Source organism: Burkholderia territorii (assembly GCF_902833055.1).
Taxonomy (GTDB): domain Bacteria; phylum Pseudomonadota; class Gammaproteobacteria; order Burkholderiales; family Burkholderiaceae; genus Burkholderia; species Burkholderia territorii.
On record NZ_CADFEJ010000017.1, the window covers coordinates 18,879 to 36,243 of the forward strand.

16 protein-coding genes are annotated in these 17,365 nt (G+C 67.4%); 7 read left to right on the top strand and 9 right to left on the bottom strand.

Annotation, left to right across the window (positions count from 1 at the left end):
* Positions 1 to 67: 67 nt before the first annotated feature.
* Complete coding sequence (locus HW466_RS24005; RefSeq protein WP_059449747.1) at positions 68 to 796, bottom strand: DsbC family protein; 729 nt, start codon at positions 794 to 796, stop codon at positions 68 to 70.
* A 90-nt stretch (positions 797 to 886) separates the two neighbouring features.
* On the bottom strand, positions 887 to 2,065 hold the full coding sequence (locus HW466_RS24010) for a UbiH/UbiF family hydroxylase (protein ID WP_060348842.1): 1,179 nt from the start codon (positions 2,063 to 2,065) through the stop codon (positions 887 to 889).
* A 247-nt stretch (positions 2,066 to 2,312) separates the two neighbouring features.
* Here HW466_RS24010 and ychF point away from each other — a divergent pair, with 247 nt between their 5' ends.
* Positions 2,313 to 3,407, top strand: coding sequence for a redox-regulated ATPase YchF (gene ychF, locus HW466_RS24015; RefSeq protein ID WP_059504714.1), 1,095 nt, complete (start codon positions 2,313 to 2,315; stop codon positions 3,405 to 3,407).
* A gap of 166 nt (positions 3,408 to 3,573) precedes the next feature.
* On the opposite strand, the gene gabP is transcribed toward ychF, so the two are convergent.
* From gabP to HW466_RS24030, 3 genes are all read right to left on the bottom strand, one after another.
* Positions 3,574 to 4,965 (bottom strand): GABA permease, encoded by a 1,392-nt coding sequence (gene gabP / locus HW466_RS24020; RefSeq protein WP_059545088.1) that lies wholly within the window; start codon positions 4,963 to 4,965, stop codon positions 3,574 to 3,576.
* A gap of 467 nt (positions 4,966 to 5,432) precedes the next feature.
* Positions 5,433 to 5,777 carry an MmcQ/YjbR family DNA-binding protein gene (locus tag HW466_RS24025; protein ID WP_059449848.1) on the bottom strand — a complete coding sequence of 115 codons (345 nt, stop codon included), beginning with the start codon at positions 5,775 to 5,777 and terminating at the stop codon, positions 5,433 to 5,435.
* Positions 5,778 to 5,859: 82 nt separating this feature from the next.
* Positions 5,860 to 7,122, bottom strand: coding sequence for an MFS transporter (locus tag HW466_RS24030; protein WP_059771552.1), 1,263 nt, complete (start codon positions 7,120 to 7,122; stop codon positions 5,860 to 5,862).
* Between the two features lie 193 nt (positions 7,123 to 7,315).
* On the opposite strand from HW466_RS24030, the gene gcvA reads away from it, so the two are divergent.
* From gcvA to ettA, 3 genes are all read left to right on the top strand, one after another.
* Positions 7,316 to 8,233 carry a transcriptional regulator GcvA gene (gene gcvA / locus HW466_RS24035; protein ID WP_151005997.1) on the top strand — a complete coding sequence of 306 codons (918 nt, stop codon included), beginning with the start codon at positions 7,316 to 7,318 and terminating at the stop codon, positions 8,231 to 8,233.
* A gap of 89 nt (positions 8,234 to 8,322) precedes the next feature.
* Positions 8,323 to 8,631 (top strand): DUF3761 domain-containing protein, encoded by a 309-nt coding sequence (locus tag HW466_RS24040; protein ID WP_060348846.1) that lies wholly within the window; start codon positions 8,323 to 8,325, stop codon positions 8,629 to 8,631.
* A gap of 189 nt (positions 8,632 to 8,820) precedes the next feature.
* The gene (gene ettA / locus HW466_RS24045) at positions 8,821 to 10,488 is read left to right on the top strand and encodes an energy-dependent translational throttle protein EttA (RefSeq protein ID WP_059504704.1); all 1,668 of its coding nucleotides are present in this window, start codon (positions 8,821 to 8,823) and stop codon (positions 10,486 to 10,488) included.
* 132 nt (positions 10,489 to 10,620) lie between these two features.
* Here ettA and HW466_RS24050 read toward each other — a convergent pair whose 3' ends face one another.
* From HW466_RS24050 to HW466_RS24065, 4 genes are all read right to left on the bottom strand, one after another.
* Positions 10,621 to 11,244, bottom strand: coding sequence for an HAD family hydrolase (locus HW466_RS24050; RefSeq protein WP_059504702.1), 624 nt, complete (start codon positions 11,242 to 11,244; stop codon positions 10,621 to 10,623).
* Positions 11,241 to 11,792 (bottom strand): cysteine hydrolase family protein, encoded by a 552-nt coding sequence (locus HW466_RS24055; protein WP_060348847.1) that lies wholly within the window; start codon positions 11,790 to 11,792, stop codon positions 11,241 to 11,243. The genes HW466_RS24050 and HW466_RS24055 overlap by 4 nt, the downstream gene beginning before the upstream one ends.
* A 62-nt stretch (positions 11,793 to 11,854) precedes the next feature.
* Positions 11,855 to 13,669: an aminopeptidase P family protein gene (locus HW466_RS24060; protein ID WP_059504697.1), complete on the bottom strand. Its 1,815-nt coding sequence runs from the start codon at positions 13,667 to 13,669 to the stop codon at positions 11,855 to 11,857.
* Between the two features lie 19 nt (positions 13,670 to 13,688).
* Positions 13,689 to 13,943, bottom strand: a complete 255-nt coding sequence (locus HW466_RS24065; RefSeq protein WP_059449757.1) for a hypothetical protein — start codon at positions 13,941 to 13,943, stop codon at positions 13,689 to 13,691.
* A gap of 171 nt (positions 13,944 to 14,114) precedes the next feature.
* Here HW466_RS24065 and HW466_RS24070 point away from each other — a divergent pair, with 171 nt between their 5' ends.
* The 3 genes from HW466_RS24070 to prfA all read left to right on the top strand — a co-directional run bounded on the left by HW466_RS24070 (position 14,115) and on the right by prfA (position 17,365).
* Positions 14,115 to 14,876, top strand: a complete 762-nt coding sequence (locus HW466_RS24070) for a response regulator transcription factor (RefSeq protein ID WP_059504695.1) — start codon at positions 14,115 to 14,117, stop codon at positions 14,874 to 14,876.
* A gap of 26 nt (positions 14,877 to 14,902) precedes the next feature.
* Positions 14,903 to 16,201: a glutamyl-tRNA reductase gene (gene hemA / locus HW466_RS24075; RefSeq protein ID WP_059449759.1), complete on the top strand. Its 1,299-nt coding sequence runs from the start codon at positions 14,903 to 14,905 to the stop codon at positions 16,199 to 16,201.
* A gap of 81 nt (positions 16,202 to 16,282) precedes the next feature.
* Positions 16,283 to 17,365 (top strand): peptide chain release factor 1, encoded by a 1,083-nt coding sequence (gene prfA / locus HW466_RS24080; RefSeq protein WP_059449760.1) that lies wholly within the window; start codon positions 16,283 to 16,285, stop codon positions 17,363 to 17,365.

Below are 17,365 nucleotides of genomic sequence, written 5' to 3' on the forward strand. Positions count from 1 at the left end.
AGAGGCGCCGGCTGATGTCGCGGGCGCCCCTCGCTGACCGGGCCATGCGGCCCGGCGTGCCGGTCGGTTATTTGCTCGACGCGAGCGCCTGGTTCAGCTGGTCGGCCGACACCGCGCCCGGCAGGCGACGACCATCGGGCAGGAAGATCGTCGGCGTGCCCGTGACGTTCATCCCGCGACCGAGCGCGAGGTTCTTGTCGAGCGCGGTCGTGTCGCAGGTGCCGGCGCCGGTCGGCGCGCGATGGTCGAGCATCCAGCCCTCCCAGCTTTTCGCGCGGTCGGTCGCGCACCAGATCGCCTTCGACTTCGCGGTCGAATCGGGCGACAGCACCGGATACAGGAACGTGTAGACGGTCACGTTGTCGATCGACTGCAGCGTCGTCTCGAGGCGCTTGCAGTACGGGCAGTTCGGATCGGAGAACACCGCGATCTTGCGTGCGCCGTTGCCCTTGACGACCTTGATCGCGTTCGCGAACGGCAGGCTCGCGAAGTCGATCTTGTTGAGGTCGGACAGGCGCGCGTCGGTCAGGTTCTTGTGCGTCTTGGTGTCGACGAGATCGCCGAGCAGCACGTAGTCGCCGGCGGCGTCGCTATAGATGATCTGGGAGCCGAGGTTCACTTCGTAGAGGCCCGCGACCGGCGATTTCGACACGCTCTTGATCGGCGCGTCGTTGCCGAGGCGCGCTTGCAGCGTGGCTTTCAGCTTGTCGGTGGTCTGGTCGGCCTGCGCGGTGCAGCCGAGCGTCGCCATCGCGACGGCCAGCGCCAGCGATGCGATGCGGATCGTTTTTTTCATCCTGTAGTTCCTTCAGCTCAATCGGAGTGCACGTCACAGTGTACGCCGTAACGCAGCCCTGTCCGACAGGCCGAAGGCGCGAAGGTTCGATCAGCCGAGCGCGGCCGACACGAGCCAGCGCTTCACGAGCGGTTGCGCGCCGACGAACGCCATGCCCGCGTTGCGCACTGCCTTCGCCAACGAGCCAGGCACCGCGAACAGCCGCTGCAGCCCGTCGGTCGCGACCATCAGCGCGCGGATGTCCTCGCGGCGCGAACGCTCGTAACGGCGCAGCAGCACCGTGTCGCCGAGATTGCGGAAGCTCTCCTTGTTCGCGATCGCATCGGCGAGCGCCGCGACGTCGCGCAGCCCGAGATTCATCCCCTGCCCCGCGAGCGGGTGAATCAGGTGCGCGGCATCGCCGACGAGCGCGACACGCGGGGCGATCAGCTTGTCGACGGTCTGCAGCGCGAGCGGGAAGCCGGCCGCCGGTGTCACGCATTCGAGCGCGCCGACCTGGCCGTGCGACACGCGCTCGACTTCGGCCGCGAGCTGCGCGGGATCGAGCGCGAGGAGTTCGTCTGCGTGTGCGGTGTGCGCGGACCATACGAGCGACACGTTCCCGTCCGGCAGCGGCAGCAACGCGATGATCTCGCCTTCGTGGAACCACTGGCAGGCCGTCTCGCGGTGCGGCAGCGACGCCTTGAAGTTCGCGACGACGCCCGTCTGCCGGTAATCGCGCCGTTCGACCCTGGCCCCCATTTGAGAGCGCACCCACGAATGCGCGCCGTCCGCGCCGACCACGAGATCCGCTTCGAGCACCTGGCCGGACGACAGCGTGAGCACGGCCGCGTCGTGGCGCACGTCGAAGCCCTGCGCGCGCGCATCGAACCACGTGAGGTTCGGCTGGAATCGCAGCGCGGCATCGAGCGACGTCTCGATCAGCGACGATTCGGCGATCCACGCCAGTTGCGGCACGGACGCCTGGTACGCGGAAAAATGCAGTTCCGCGTGCGCATCGCCGTACACGCGCATGTCGTAGACCGGCGCGAGCCGCGCGTGGTCGAGCGCCTGCCAGACTCGCAGCCGCTCCAGCAATGCCTGCGAGCTCGACGACAGCGCGTAGATGCGCGTGTCGAACGCGAGATCGGCGGGGCGCGGCGTGGCCGGCTGGGCGAGCAAGGCGGTCTTGTAGCCGGACTGGGTCAGCGCGAGCGCGGCCGTCTTGCCGACGAGCCCGCCGCCGACCACGGCGACGTCGAAGGTGTGGTGGGCAGTCATGGCGGGCATTATAGCCGCGGGGCAAATCCCTTACGCGGCCGGACTTTGCGGGAAATCAGCAGAATCGCAGACCGCGCCGGCAGCGCGGCGGCCCGTCGCATCGGGCATTCGGGGGAAGGCCGGAAACCGGGGCATCGGCACGGTACAATAACGCCTTTGAACGTCGGTCTGGCGCGCCTCCAGCGCTGGCCGTCCCTATTTTCCCGCGCTGCCGTGCCATGGCCGGCCGCGCCGCCTTACCCGTCCGAAGGATTCCATGAGTCTCAAATGCGGCATCGTCGGCTTGCCCAACGTCGGCAAGTCCACTCTGTTCAATGCGCTGACCAAGGCCGGCATCGCCGCCGAGAACTACCCGTTCTGCACGATCGAGCCGAACGTCGGCATCGTCGAAGTGCCCGACGCGCGCCTGAAGGCGCTCGCCGAGATCATCCACCCCGAGCGCATCGTGCCGGCCGTCGTCGAATTCGTCGACATCGCGGGCCTCGTCGCGGGCGCGAGCAAGGGTGAAGGCCTCGGCAATCAGTTCCTCGCGAACATCCGCGAAACCGATGCGATCACGCACGTCGTGCGCTGCTTCGAGGACGACAATGTCATCCACGTCGCCGGCAAGGTCAGCCCGATCGACGACATCGAAGTGATCAACACCGAGCTCGCGCTCGCCGACCTCGGCACCGTCGAGAAGGCGCTCACGCGCTACTCGAAGGCCGCGAAGTCGGGCAACGACAAGGAAGCGGTGAAGCTGGCCGCGGTGCTCGAAAAGGTGCGCGCGCATCTCGACCAGGGCAAGGCCGTGCGCGGCCTCGATCTGTCGGACGACGAGCAGGCGCTGCTCAAGCCGTTCTGCCTGATTACCGCGAAGCCGGCGATGTATGTCGCGAACGTGAAGGACGACGGCTTCGAGAACAACCCGCACCTCGAAGCGGTGCGCAAGTACGCGGAAAGCGAGAATTCGCCGGTGGTCGCGGTGTGCGCGGCGATCGAAGCGGAAATCGCCGATCTCGACGATGCGGACAAGGAAGCATTCCTCGCCGACATGGGCATGGAAGAGCCGGGCCTCGACCGCGTGATCCGCGCGGGCTTCAAGCTGCTCGGCCTGCAGACCTACTTCACCGCGGGCGTGAAGGAAGTGCGTGCGTGGACGATCCACATCGGCGACACGGCGCCGCAAGCAGCGGGCGTCATCCATACCGACTTCGAGCGCGGCTTCATTCGCGCGCAGACGATCGCATTCGACGATTTCATCGCGTACAAGGGCGAACAGGGCGCGAAGGAAGCCGGCAAGATGCGCGCCGAAGGCAAGGAATATGTCGTGCAGGACGGCGACGTGATGAACTTCCTGTTCAACGTCTGATACGTGCGATGCCGATGCCGTGCGATACGCTCGGCATCGCATGATGCGCATTCGGCATCAAAAACAAATGGGCCGATCGGCGAATGTCGATCGGCCCATTTTTCATTCACGGACTTGCCTGTCGGCCAAAGACGGGCTCGCCGCCCGCCTTCGGATCGTCACGTCATCACGTCGCCGACACCCGCCGCCCCGCGCCTGCCCGCGCGTCGCGACCGCGCTTGTTCAGCCACGAAGCGAACAGCACGAGCAGCGCAAGCACGGCCGTCGCCGCCACTTCCATCCGGTGCTCCTCGCTCACGAACATCACGGTCAGCGTACCGCAGATGAACAGGATCACCGCCCATGTGAGCCACGGGAACAGCCACATCCGCAGCGTCAGGTCCGCGCCGCTCGATTCGAGCGTCTTGCGCATGCGCAGCTGCGAGATCGCGATCACCAGATACACCAGCAACGCGATTGCGCCCGAGGTCGCCAACAGGAAGCCGAATACCTGCTCCGGCATCAGGTAGTTCGCGATCACGGTCAGGAAACCGAATGCGGTCGACGCGAGCACGGCCGCTCGCGGCGTGCCCGTCGAATCGGTGCCGTGCAGGAACGCGGGCGCATCCTTGCGCTTCGACAGCGAGAACAGCATCCGCGACGCGGTGTAGAGCGCGGAGTTCAGGCAGCTCGCGACCGACACGAGCACGATCACGTCGATGATGGCCTTCGCGTTCGGCACCCCGATCAGTTCCATCGCGCGCTGATACGAGCCGTGCTTCGGCAGCAGCGGATCGTTCCACGGCACGATGGCCGCGACGACGAGGATCGAGCCGAGATAGAACAGCGTGATACGCCAGATGACGGAGTTGGTCGCACGCACGATCTGGCGTTGCGGATTGTCCGACTCGGCGGCCGCGATCGTCACGATCTCGGTGCCGAGGAACGAGAACATCGTCGTCAGCATCGCGGCGAGCACCGCGCCGGCGCCGTTCGGCATGAAGCCCTGGTGCGCGAACAGGTTCGACACGCCCGAGACGGCCGGCGCGGGCACGATACCGACGATCGCCGCGCCGCCGATGCACAGGAACACGACGATCGCGACCACCTTGATCAGCGCGAACCAGAACTCGAATTCGCCGTAGTTCTTCACCGAGAAGAGGTTGGTGATCGTCAGCAGCAACGTGATGCCGAGCGCGAAGATCCAGGTTGCGATGCCCGGGAACCACGCGTTGAGAATGGTGGCGGCGGCGGTCGCCTCGATCGGGATCACGAGCACCCAGAACCACCAGTACAGCCAGCCGATGGTGAAGCCGGCCCAGTGGCCGATCGCGCGATCGGCATAAGTCGAGAACGAACCGCTGTCCGGATGCGCGACGGCCATCTCGCCGAGCATGCGCATCACCAGCACGACCAGGACGCCCGCGATCGCATACGCGAGGATCGAAGCCGGGCCGGCCTCCGCGATCGCGTGGCCGGAGCCGACGAACAAGCCGGCGCCGATGACGCCGGCAATCGACATCATCGTCACGTGACGCTGCTTCAGACCCGTGCCGAGGCCTGTCTTGCTTCCACTCATGTGTCTCTCTCCAAAAAACGGTTCCGATATGACCGGGTGTCGCGTGAAGGCGGCGCGGAAGTTGTCGTTATTGGATCCGGCAGCCCGTCGCGCATGCGCGGCATGCGGGCAGACAGCGGATCGGGCCTGTTACGGTCGGTGCGCGACGCAGTCTGCGAAGCTGCGGGTGCGATGCGGCACACGGGGCGCCGGCGCATCGCGTGCGCCCTTTTCCGTCGGCTGTCGGTCAGCCGCCTTCGAAGCGAAGGAGTGTAAGCATCAAACGGTTCGCGACTAAGAACCAATTGAAGAATTTCGAGGGAACCACTTGTTGCATCGACGCGGATCGATGCAACGCATGGTCCGGTTTCGGGGTTCGCTTGCGGGGTGCCGGAGCGGGCCCCGCGTGGCGAGACATGCACTGCGACCTCACGACGGATGCATTCCGCCAAAGCGCGTGCGCGCCGCGCGCGTGCCGAGCCGGATGCTCAGTTCGCGCCGCCCGGCCCCGCGTCGCGCCATTTGGCCGGCACGATCGCGCGCCATTCTCGCAGAAGCAGGTTTTTCACGGCGTCGGGATGCGCGGCCGACAAGCGCACCAGCACGATCGGCCAGCCCGCATAGTGGTCGGTCACGTAATACACGTCGGGCTCCGATTCGATCAGCCACGCGCGCTCGTCGGGGCCGACGCCCTTCACGACGAGCGTGTCGCCGTCCTCACGCAGGCGCGCGAGCATCTTGCCCTTCACCTTGAATGCGGGCGTGCCGTACGACGTGCCTTCCTCGACACCCCGCCATGCCAGCACGATCTGCCGAACTTCGTCGAATGTCACGATGCGCCTCCGCCGGTCGATGATCGATGTCGCGGCCACCGTAGCGGAAATCGCGGATGACGCCTGGCCGGGCGACGGATCCCTAGCGGCCGGCCGCGCGTGCCGCAACCGGCGCGCGGCCGGTGGTGGCAACGATCGCGAACGCGATCGCATTCGCGGCGGCACTGGCCAGGATCGGCATGAGATAGCCGCCACCCGCGTCGTAAACGAAACCGGCGGCGGCAGGCCCGACCAGCGTGCCGAACGCGACGCTCGTGTACAGGATGCCGATTATCGCGCTCACGTTGCGGCCGCCGAAGTAGTCCATCACGACGGCCGGCAAGACGGCGACCCAGCCGCCGTAAAACACGCCGAATACGAGTGCGAACGCGGCGAGCGTCGCGACGCTTCCGGCACCGGCCCACGCGACAAGCGCGGCCGCCATGCCGGCGAACATCGCGAGCAGCGATGCGCGGCGGCCGAAGCGGTCGGCGAGGCCGCCGAGGAAGAAGCGCCCTGCCGTGCTGCCGACGCCGATCGCGCCGAGCAGCAGCACGGCCGTCGACTGCGCAACGCCGTGATCGAGCGCGTACGGTACGAGATGCACGAACGGCACGAATACGCCGAACGAGCAGACGAGGCATGCCGCATACAGGCTCGCGAACGGCCGCGACGTCACGGCTTCGCGCACCGTCGCCCCGGCTGGCACCGATGAAGTGTTACCCGGCTGTCCGTCGCCCGATTTCGCACGTGCCACATCGCCGTCGGGCAGTAATCCACGCCCGCGCGGATCGTTCTCGATCAGCAGCGACATGCCGGCGCCCACCACCACCGCGATCGCCGCGAGCGCGACGTACGCGCCGCGCCAGCCGGCGTGCGCGATCAGCGCGGAGGCGAGCGGCGGCATCACGAGCGTGCCGACGCCGATCCCCGCGACCGCGAGCCCCGACGCGAAGCCACGGCGCCGCACGAACCAGCGTTGCACGGCCCCGACGGCCGGCACATACGCGCAGCCGACGCCCAAGCCGACACCGAGCCCGTACGCGACATAGACCTGCAGCAGCGTATGCGCGGCACCGGCCGCCGCGAGGCCCGCGGCGGTCAGCAACATGCCCGCGACGGCGAGCCGCCGGGAGCCGAAGCGATCGGCAAGCGGGCCGCTGACGATGCCGAAGCCGAAATACAGGAAGCCGGCGAGCGAGAACACGAGCGAGATCTGCCCGCGCGACGCGGCGAAATCCCGCTGCAGCGATTCGACGAACGCGCTGAACGTATATGCGCTGCCGAAGCCGACGAACGTGACGGCGAACGCGGCCGCCACCACGTACCAGCCGTAGAAGACGCGCGATGCGCGCGGGCCGTTCATGACGATCCTCCTCTCAGGTTCCGCCGGACACCGCATGGCGCCCGAATTGCCTCATGGATATAGTTGAACTATGTTGATTGCATCGACACCGCAAAACACGATGACGACGCTACGATCCAATGCAACAACGGTACTCGTGCATGCTCGTCGCCTCAAACGATATTTCGTCGGCGTTTCGCTTTAGAAAAACTCAATGATCCGTTCCCGCCTGCCCCCGCTGAACGCGTTGCGTGCGTTCGAGGCGGCCGCCCGCCACTTGTCGGTGAAATCGGCGGCCGAGGAGCTGTCGGTCACGCCGGGCGCTGTGAGCCAGATGATCCGCACGCTCGAGACGCACCTCGGCGTACAGTTGTTCGAGCGCGTGAATCGCGGGATTCTGCTGACGGCGGCGGGCCGCGATTACCTGCCGCCCGTGCGCAACGCGTTCCGGCAGATCGCCGACGCGTCGCAGCGCGTGGCGGGCGCCGCCGACAGCGGCGCGTTGATCGTGAGCGTCACACCCTTTTTTGCGTCCGCGTGGCTCGTGCCGCGCCTCGCGCAATTCCGCGACGCGTGCCCGGACATCGACCTGCAGATCGTCACGAGCCACGCGCTCGCCGATTTCTCGCGCGACGGCGTCGACGTCGCGATCCGTCACGGTCTCGGCCGCTACATCGGGCTATGCAGCGAGCGCCTGTTGACCGTGGAGATCGTCGCGCTCGCGGCGCCGGCCCTCGTCGCGCGGCTCGGGATGCCGGCGACCCCCGCCGACCTGGCCGGATGGCCGCATCTGCACGACGCCGAGCGCAAGGGCTGGCACATCTGGTTCGACGCGCAGCGAATCGCTGATTTCGGTCCGCCGCGCGGCCCCGCGTTCGACGATTCCGGGCTGTTGCTGCAGGCGATCCTCGCCGGCCAGGGCGCCGGCCTGCTGCCGGCGGCGATGGTGCGCCGCGAGCTCGCGAGCGGGCGGCTCGTCCAGCTTGCCGACGCCGCCTGGCTCGACGATTTCGCGTACTACCTCGTCTATCCGCCGCATCATGCGGAACGCGCGAAAGTCGCCGCGTTCCGTCGATGGATTCTCGAAGCCGCACAAGCCGATGGAGCGGCATCGATGACGGGCGCGACGTAGCGTCGCTGCCCCGCCGGGCGGCGGCAACGATCGTCGGCCGATCGGCTAACATGCGTCGCGCAACCGACAACGACATCCGGAGAGAGACCATGCCTGCCCTGTTGCGACGCCTGACGCGCATCGCGAGCCTGTCGGCCGCGCTGTTCGTCGCGTGCGCCGCCCTGCCGCCCGCGGCACACGCGTATCGCGCGTCGCCCGGATACGGCAGCGAAGCCGACCTCGACCGGCACGACACGTACCGCAATCGCGACGGCGACACCGTCCATGCGCCGGCGCATTCGAAATCGGGCCGCGTGCCCGACGGCGCGAGCGCGCGCTGCCGCGACGGCACGTACAGCTTCAGCCGGCATCGGCGCGGTACCTGCTCGGGACACGGCGGCGTCGCCGCGTGGCTGTGAACGCGGGTCGGCCGAATGGCCTGCGCGGTGCCTGCCGCAGCCGGCGGCGAAGTACAATACGCGCTCGCGCCGCCAACCCGCGGCGACACCGCCGCGCCCCGCGCGGCACGCCCCGTACCGAATCACCCGACGCCACGCACGCCGATGCGCTGCGCGGCAGTCTCAACCCTTTCTGAGTTTCACATCCACATGGCCCAATACGTTTTCACGATGAACCGGGTCGGCAAGATCGTGCCGCCCAAGCGCCAGATCCTGAAGGACATCTCGCTGTCGTTCTTTCCCGGCGCGAAGATCGGCGTGCTCGGCCTGAACGGCTCGGGCAAGTCGACGCTGATCCGCATCATGGCGGGCGTCGACAAGGACATCGAAGGCGAAGCGACGCCGATGCCGAACCTGAACATCGGCTACCTGCCGCAGGAACCGCAGCTCGATCCGACGAAGACGGTGCGCGAAGCCGTCGAGGAAGGCCTCGGCGACCTGTTCCAGGCGAACAAGAAGCTCGAGGAAATCTACGCCGCGTATGCGGAACCGGACGCCGACTTCGACGCACTCGCGGCCGAGCAGGCGAAGTACGAAGCGATCCTCGCGTCGAGCGACGGCGGCAGCCCCGAGCAGCAGCTCGAAGTGGCCGCCGATGCGTTGCGCCTGCCGCCGTGGGACGCGAAGATCGAGCACCTGTCGGGCGGCGAAAAGCGCCGCGTCGCGCTGTGCAAGCTGCTGCTCGAGAAGCCGGACATGCTGCTGCTCGACGAACCGACCAACCACCTCGACGCCGAATCGGTCGACTGGCTCGAGCAGTTCCTGGTGCGCTTCCCCGGCACCGTCGTCGCCGTTACGCACGATCGCTACTTCCTCGACAACGCGGCCGAGTGGATTCTCGAGCTCGACCGCGGCCACGGCATTCCGTGGAAGGGCAACTACAGCAGCTGGCTCGACCAGAAGGAAGAGCGCCTGAAGCAGGAAGAGGCAGCCGAATCGGCCCGCCAGAAGGCGATCAAGAAGGAACTGGAGTGGGTACGCCAGAACCCGAAGGGCCGCCAGGCGAAGTCGAAGGCGCGTATCGCGCGCTTCGAGGAGCTGAACAGCCAAGAATACCAGAAGCGCAACGAAACGCAGGAAATCTTCATTCCGGTCGGCGATCGCCTCGGCAATGAAGTGATCGAGTTCAAGAACGTCAGCAAATCGTTCGGCGACCGTCTGCTGATCGACAACCTGAGCTTCAAGATCCCGGCCGGCGCGATCGTCGGCATCATCGGCCCGAACGGCGCCGGCAAGTCGACGCTGTTCAAGATGCTGACCGGCAAGGAACAGCCGGATTCGGGCGAAGTCGTGATGGGCCCGACCGTGAAGCTCGCGTACGTCGACCAGAGCCGCGACGCGCTCGACGGCTCGAAGACGGTGTTCGAGGAAATCTCGGGCGGCGCCGACGTGCTGACGGTCGGCAAGTACGAAACGCCGTCGCGGGCGTACATCGGCCGCTTCAACTTCAAGGGTGGCGACCAGCAGAAGATCGTCGGCAATCTGTCCGGCGGCGAACGCGGGCGCCTGCATCTCGCGAAGACGCTGATCTCCGGCGGCAACGTGCTGCTGCTCGACGAACCGTCGAACGACCTCGACGTCGAAACGCTGCGCGCACTGGAAGACGCGCTGCTCGAATTCGCGGGCTCGGTGATGGTGATCTCGCACGATCGCTGGTTCCTCGACCGGATCGCGACGCACATCCTCGCGTTCGAAGGCGATTCACAGGTCACGTTCTTCGACGGCAACTACCAGGAATACGAGGCCGACAAGCGTGCGCGCCTCGGCGAGGAAGCAGCGAAGCCGAAGCGCCTGCGCTACAAGCCGATCAGCCGCTGAGCGGCGCGGCTCGCGCATCCGGCAACGCGGTCATGCGTTGCCGGATGCCGAACGCCACGGCTGCCGGGCCGACATAACGAAAAAGCGGGCCCATGGCCCGCTTTCGTCATCCGGCGATAGTTCGGCCGCTGCCTATGCGAGCGCGCCCAGCTCGCGCAAGCGCGCCTCGGTCGCCGCTGCGCTCGTGTGGTGAATGCCATGCCAGCCGAGCGCCGTCGCGGCTGCGGCGTTCTTCGCGTTGTCGTCGATGAACACGAGCTCGTGCGGCGCGATGCCCGGCACGTGCGGATCGATCCGCGCATGCATCTCGCGGTAGATCGCCGGATCGGGCTTGACGAGCTTCACGCGGCCCGACACGACGATGTCCTTGAAGCGCCGCAGCACGGGGAAGTTGTCCCACGCATACGGAAACGTTTGCGCGGACCAGTTGGTCAGCCCGAAGAGCGGCATTCCCTGTGCGTCGAGCCGCTCGACGAGCGCGGCGCCGTCGTCGAGCACGCCGCCGATCATCTCGTGCCAGCGCGCGTAGAACGCGCGGATCAGCGCCTCGTGCGCCGGAAACTTCGCGACGAGCTCGCTCGTCCCTTCGTCGATCGTCTGCCCGCCGTCCTGTCGGACCACCCAGTCCATCGCGCATACGTGCGTGAGGAACCAGCGGCGCTCGGTTTCGTCAGGAATCAGTTGCCGGTACAGATACTCGGGGCTCCAGTCGATCAGCACGCCGCCGAAATCGAACACCACGGCCTTGATCGTCATGCGAACTCCGTCGCGAGCACGTCGGCAAGCGGGCGCGGCGTCACGGAATTGCCCGACAGCGTATTGTTTTCCCACACGAAGTGATGATGCGCGACGATCTGCGCGGCCGACAGGTGCGAGCGCTCGTTCGTCGTGTGCAGGTCGGACACGACGGTCGTCCGGTAGCCGAGCAGCGCCGCGCGGCGCGCGGCCGAATCGACGCAGAACTCGGTCGCATAGCCGCAGATCAGCACCGAACGAATGCCGTTGCCGTCGAGTTGCGCGGCGAGCGGCGTCTCGTGGAACGCATCGCTCACCTGCTTGCGGATGCGCCAGTCGGCACGATCGACGATCAGTTCCTCATGCAATTCCCAGCCGGGCGTGCCGGGCACGATGTCGTCGTCCGCGTCGCCGTCGTGCTGCACGAAGCACACGGGCGCGTGCGCCGCGCGCGCCGCCGCGGTCAGACGGTTGATGCCCGATACGACGTCGTCGAGCCGGTACGCGGGCCGCGCCCGCTGCACCAGCCCGCGCTGCATGTCGATCACGATCACTGCGGTATCTGCCATCGGTTGCCCTCTCTGTCGTGGCCCGGCCGTCGGGCGGCCGGTGTCGTGTGTTGCGTGTTGCGTCAGATCGGCTGCGTGCGCGCGTCGAGCCACGCCTTCGCATCGCCGCTCACGTGCCGGCCGACGCGCTCGCGCACGGTCGCGTGATACGTGTTCAGCCACGCACGCTCTTCCTCGTGCAGCATCTCGACGAGCACGCAGCGCGTGTCGATCGGACACAGCGTCAGCGTCTCGAACGCGAGGAAGTCGCCGAACTCGGTCTGCCCGGCCGCGCGGTTCACGACCAGGTTCTCGATCCGGATGCCCCATTTGCCGGGCCGGTACACGCCCGGCTCGATCGACGTGATCATCCCCTCTTCCATCGCGGTGTACGGCTCGGCCGGCGCGTAGTGCGAGATGACCTGCGGGCCCTCGTGCACGTTCAGGAAGTAGCCGACGCCGTGGCCGGTGCCGTGGCCGTAGTCGAGCCCGGCCGCCCACATCGGCGCGCGCGCGATCGCGTCGAGCATCGGCGAGCGGATGCCGCGCGGGAAACGCGCACGTGACAGCGCCATCATCGACTTCAGCACGATCGTGAAATCGCGGCGTTGCAGATCGCTGACCGTGCCGACCGGCACGACGCGCGTGATGTCGGTCGTGCCCGTGGTGTACTGGCCGCCCGAATCGACGAGCAGCAGGCCGTCGCCGGCGATCGTCGCGTGCGACTCGGGCGTCGCGCGATAGTGCGGCATCGCGCCATTCGCGTTGAAGCCGGCGATCGTCGCGAAGCTCGGCGACACGTAGCCGGGGCGCCGAGCGCGCGCGGCCGTCAGCTGCTCGTCGATCGTCAGCTCGGTGATCGTCTCGCGGTTCACCGCCTGCTCGAACCACGCGAAGAATTCGGCGAGCGCGGCACCGTCGTGCTCCATCGTCACGCGCACGTGTTCGATCTCGGCGGACGTCTTGCGCGATTTCGCGAACGTCGACGGGTTCACGGCCTCGACCAGCTTCACGCCGGCCGGCACGGCCTCGAGCGTGCCGAACGTCACGCGGCGCGGGTCGATCAGCAGCGTCGCGCCGTCAGGGAGTGCCGCGAGCGCCGCGCGCGCGGCGTCGTACGCGCGGACCTCGACGCCGTCCCGCGCGAGCGATGCGGCCAGCGCCGGCGACACCTTGCCGTCGGCGACGAACAGCGTCGCGCGATCGGCGCCAATCATCGCGTGCGCGACGAACACCGGGTTGAAGTTGACGTCGGCGCCGCGCAGGTTGAACAGCCACGCGAGATCGTCGAGCGTCGACACGAAATGCCATTGCGCGCCCTGCGCGTGCATCGCACGGCGGACTTCGGCGAGCTTGCTCGCACGCGTCGTGTCGGCCTGCGGCGCGACGTGCTCGAACACCGCGTCGCCCGGCAGCCCGGGGCGCTCCGGCCAGATCGCGTCGAGCAGGTCGAGATCGGTGCGCAGCGCGATGCCGCGCGCGCTCAGCGCGGCCGTCAGCGCACGCGCCGCCGCGACGCCGAGCACGGCACCGTCGACGCCGACCGTCTCGCCGGCCGGCACGTTCCGGGCGAGCCAGTCGACATGCGGCGCGCTTTGCTGCCCGCCCGTCATCTTCATCAGCTGGACGCCCGTGCCGGCGAGTTCCGCCTCGGCCTGGACCCAGTAACGGCTGTCGACCCACAAGCCCGCGAAATCCGCGGTCACGACCAGCGTGCCGACCGAGCCGGTGAAGCCGGACAGCCAGCGGCGCGCCTGCCAGCGTTCGGGCAGGTACTCGGACAGGTGCGGGTCGGCGGACGGCACGAGATAGGCGGCCAGGTCCTCGCGGACCATCGCGCCGCGCAGCAGCGCGAGGCGGGCCGGCACCGACGAGACTTCGGGGAGACGGGCATTCATGATTTCACCTGAGAGGCTTTCAGCGACGGGCAGACACAGCGACCGTCACGGCTACGGCGAGGAACGCGACGCCGGTGCAGACCGGCCATTCGAGCGTTTCGCCATCGTAAAACAGTCCGGAGAGATTGCCGGCCATGCGCGCGGCGGCAGCGCCAGCGATGCCGACGAGTACCGCGATCCACCATGCCGGCCGGCCCGTGCGCCGCATCGGATGCAGCCACCGGCCGAACAGCCCGACGGCCGCTCCCAGGACAAGGATTCCAAACCAGTTCATTCGACGCCTTCTATAAATTCAGATTCGTCCCATAGGCGTGAACGTTGCCAGCGACTAGCATCGATTCATCCATCGAACCCGAGACCAGCCGGGCGCCGCGAACATTCGAGTGTAGGGGCCGACCCGACGTTATGGCAAGCGCGCACCGGCAGCCGTATTGAAGAAATCCTCATGCGAATCGCCCTGATCGATCCGGAGGCACGTCATGCTGCGCTCCTGAACCGCCTGCTCTTCGCCGGCGGTCACGTGTGCCACGCGTTTGCGTCCAGCGCCGCGTTCTTCGAGTGGCTCGCCACCGATACCTGCGACATGCTGATCACCGGCAACTGGGCCGGCGATCAACCGGCCGAGGAAGTCATTCCGCGTGCGCAGGCGATCCTGCCGGGCCTGCCGGCCATCGCCGTGATGCGACTGCCGCGCGAAAGCGAAGTCGTGTCGTGCCTGCACGCGGGCGCCGACGACTGCCTCGTGCGCCCGGTGAGCGGGCCCGAGCTGCTCGCACGGGTCAATGCGCTGAGCCGGCGCGCCGGCGTGCGCCGCCCGCCGAATCGCACGCGCGAAATGTATGGAGAATATGCGTTCGATGCGACCCACGGCCTCGTGCGCTTCGGCGACGCCGTCGTCGCGCTCACGCCGAAGGAGTTCCGCTTCGCGCAACTACTGTTCGCGAACCTGTCCCGGCCCGTGTCGCGCGCCCATATCCTCGAAACTGTCTGGGCCCGCCACCGCGACATGAAGTCGCGCACGCTCGACACGCACGCATCCCGGCTGCGCAGCAAGCTGCAGCTGCTCCCCGAGCGTGGCTACCGGCTTCTGCCGCTCTACGGCTACGGCTATCAGCTCGACCGCGTGCCGATCGAGCCCCCAAATTCGAGGCCCCGCCATGCTGATGCCCGGTATGCGGCGAGTGAGGAAATCACCGAGACGCTATAATACGGGGCTAAACGATAGCCCTCGATATGCAACTCCTCACGATCGGAATCAATCACCACACTGCGCCTGTCGCCCTGCGCGAACGCGTGGCGTTTCCGCTCGAGCAAATCAAGCCGGCTCTCGTCACGTTCAAGAACGTGTTCCTTGGCCCCCAGGCGCCCAATGCGCCCGAAGCGGCGATCCTCTCCACCTGCAACCGCACCGAACTCTATTGCGCGACCGATGATCGGGCCGCGCGCGACGGAGCGATTCGCTGGCTGTCGGAGTACCACCGGATTCCGGTCGACGAACTCGCGCCGCACGTCTATGCGCTGCCGCAGTCGGAAGCGGTTCGGCACGCGTTCCGCGTCGCGTCGGGCCTCGATTCGATGGTGCTCGGCGAAACGCAGATTCTGGGCCAGATGAAGGATGCGGTGCGCACGGCGACGGAAGCCGGCGCGCTCGGCACTTACCTGAACCAGCTGTTCCAGCGCACGTTCGCGGTCGCGAAGGAGGTGCGCGGCACGACCGAGATCGGCGCGCAGTCGGTGTCGATGGCCGCAGCGGCCGTGCGCCTCGCGCAGCGCATCTTCGAAAAGGTTGCGGATCAGCGCGTGCTGTTCATCGGCGCAGGCGAGATGATCGAGCTCTGCGCGACGCACTTCGCCGCGCAAAGCCCGCGCGAGCTCGTCGTCGCGAACCGCACGGCCGAACGCGGCCAGCGGCTCGCCGAACGCTTCAACGGCCGCGCGATGCCGCTGTCGGACCTGCCCGCCCGCATGCACGAATTCGACATCATCGTGTCGTGCACCGCGTCGACGCTGCCGATCATCGGCCTCGGCGCGGTCGAGCGCGCGGTGAAGGCGCGCCGCCATCGGCCGATCTTCATGGTCGATCTCGCGGTACCGCGCGACATCGAGCCCGAAGTCGGCAAGCTGAAGGACGTGTTCCTGTACACCGTCGACGATCTCGGCGCGATCGTGCGCGAAGGCAATGCATCGCGCCAGGCCGCGGTTGCGCAAGCCGAAGCGATCATCGAGACGCGCGTGCAGAATTTCATGCAGTGGCTCGACACGCGCAGCGTCGTGCCGGTGATTCGCCACATGCATACGCAGGCCGACGCGCTGCGCCGCGCGGAAGTCGAGAAGGCGCAAAAGCTGCTCGCGCGCGGCGACGACCCGGCGGCAGTCCTCGAAGCGCTGTCGCAGGCGCTCACCAACAAGCTGATCCACGGCCCGACGAGCGCGCTCAACCGCGTGAACGGCGCCGATCGCGATTCGCTGATCGAACTGATGCGCGGCTTCTACCAGCACGCGCCGCGCTCCAACGACCAGTCCGGCCACTAGCGCCGGCCGTCTGTCCTGCCGCCGGCCGCGCGCCGGCCTATCCTTTCCGAATACCCTTGCCCGGGAGCGCCGCTCCACACCATGAAGACGAGCATGCAACGCAAGCTCGACCAGCTGTCTGTCCGGCTGGCCGAACTGAACGACCTGCTGAGCCGCGAAAACGTCACGGCCGACCTCGACCAGTACCGCAAGCTGACGCGCGAACACGCGGAACTCGGCCCGGTCGTCGAGCAATACGCGCTGTGGCGCCAGTCGCGCAGCGACGAGACGGCCGCGCAGGAACTGCTCGCCGATGCATCGATGCGCGATTTCGCCGAAGACGAGATTCGCAGCGCGCGCGAACGCATGGTTCGCCTCGAAGGCGAGCTGCAGAAGATGCTCCTGCCCAAGGACCCGAACGACGACCGCAACATCTTCCTCGAAATCCGCGCCGGCACCGGCGGCGACGAATCCGCGCTGTTCGCGGGCGATCTGCTGCGCATGTACCTGCGTTACGCGGAGCGCCAGCGCTGGCAGGTCGAGATGATGTCGGAAAGCCCGTCGGATCTCGGCGGCTACAAGGAAGTGATCGTGCGGATCGCCGGCCAGGGCGCGTACTCGCGCCTGAAGTTCGAATCGGGCGGCCATCGTGTGCAACGCGTGCCGGCGACCGAGACGCAAGGGCGCATCCACACGTCCGCCTGCACGGTCGCGGTGATGCCGGAAGCCGACGAGATCGGCGAGGTCGAGATCAATCCGGCCGACCTGCGGATCGACACGTTCCGTGCGTCGGGCGCGGGCGGCCAGCACATCAACAAGACCGATTCGGCGGTGCGCGTCACGCACATTCCGACCGGGATCGTCGTCGAGTGCCAGGACGACCGTTCGCAGCACAAGAACAAGGACCGCGCGCTGAAAGTGCTCGCGGCGCGCATCAAGGACAAGCAGTATCACGAGCAGCACGCGAAGGAAGCGGCGACGCGCAAGAGCCTGATCGGCTCGGGCGACCGCTCCGAACGGATCCGCACGTACAACTTCCCGCAGGGCCGGATGACCGACCACCGGATCAACCTGACGCTGTACCGGCTCGAGGCGTTGATGGACGGCGATCTCGACGAACTGATCGGCGCGCTCGTGAGCGAACACCAGGCCGAGCTGCTCGCGTCGCTCGGCGACACTGACTGA

Bases quoted from the DNA above. Each gene is read 5' to 3' on its own strand.
- ychF (WP_059504714.1), top strand. From the start codon at position 2,313: ATGAGTCTCAAATGCGGCATCGTCGGCTTGCCCAACGTCGGCAAGTCC.
- HW466_RS24030 (WP_059771552.1), bottom strand. From the start codon at position 7,122: ATGAACGGCCCGCGCGCATCGCGCGTCTTCTACGGCTGGTACGTGGTG.
- gabP (WP_059545088.1), bottom strand. From the start codon at position 4,965: ATGAGTGGAAGCAAGACAGGCCTCGGCACGGGTCTGAAGCAGCGTCAC.
- HW466_RS24065 (WP_059449757.1), bottom strand. From the start codon at position 13,943: ATGAACTGGTTTGGAATCCTTGTCCTGGGAGCGGCCGTCGGGCTGTTC.
- gcvA (WP_151005997.1), top strand. From the start codon at position 7,316: ATGATCCGTTCCCGCCTGCCCCCGCTGAACGCGTTGCGTGCGTTCGAG.
- prfA (WP_059449760.1), top strand. From the start codon at position 16,283: ATGAAGACGAGCATGCAACGCAAGCTCGACCAGCTGTCTGTCCGGCTG.
- HW466_RS24060 (WP_059504697.1), bottom strand. From the start codon at position 13,669: ATGAATGCCCGTCTCCCCGAAGTCTCGTCGGTGCCGGCCCGCCTCGCG.
- HW466_RS24040 (WP_060348846.1), top strand. From the start codon at position 8,323: ATGCCTGCCCTGTTGCGACGCCTGACGCGCATCGCGAGCCTGTCGGCC.
- HW466_RS24070 (WP_059504695.1), top strand. From the start codon at position 14,115: ATGCGAATCGCCCTGATCGATCCGGAGGCACGTCATGCTGCGCTCCTG.
- HW466_RS24010 (WP_060348842.1), bottom strand. From the start codon at position 2,065: ATGCCCGCCATGACTGCCCACCACACCTTCGACGTCGCCGTGGTCGGC.
- ettA (WP_059504704.1), top strand. From the start codon at position 8,821: ATGGCCCAATACGTTTTCACGATGAACCGGGTCGGCAAGATCGTGCCG.
- hemA (WP_059449759.1), top strand. From the start codon at position 14,903: ATGCAACTCCTCACGATCGGAATCAATCACCACACTGCGCCTGTCGCC.
- HW466_RS24055 (WP_060348847.1), bottom strand. From the start codon at position 11,792: ATGGCAGATACCGCAGTGATCGTGATCGACATGCAGCGCGGGCTGGTG.
- HW466_RS24005 (WP_059449747.1), bottom strand. From the start codon at position 796: ATGAAAAAAACGATCCGCATCGCATCGCTGGCGCTGGCCGTCGCGATG.
- HW466_RS24050 (WP_059504702.1), bottom strand. From the start codon at position 11,244: ATGACGATCAAGGCCGTGGTGTTCGATTTCGGCGGCGTGCTGATCGAC.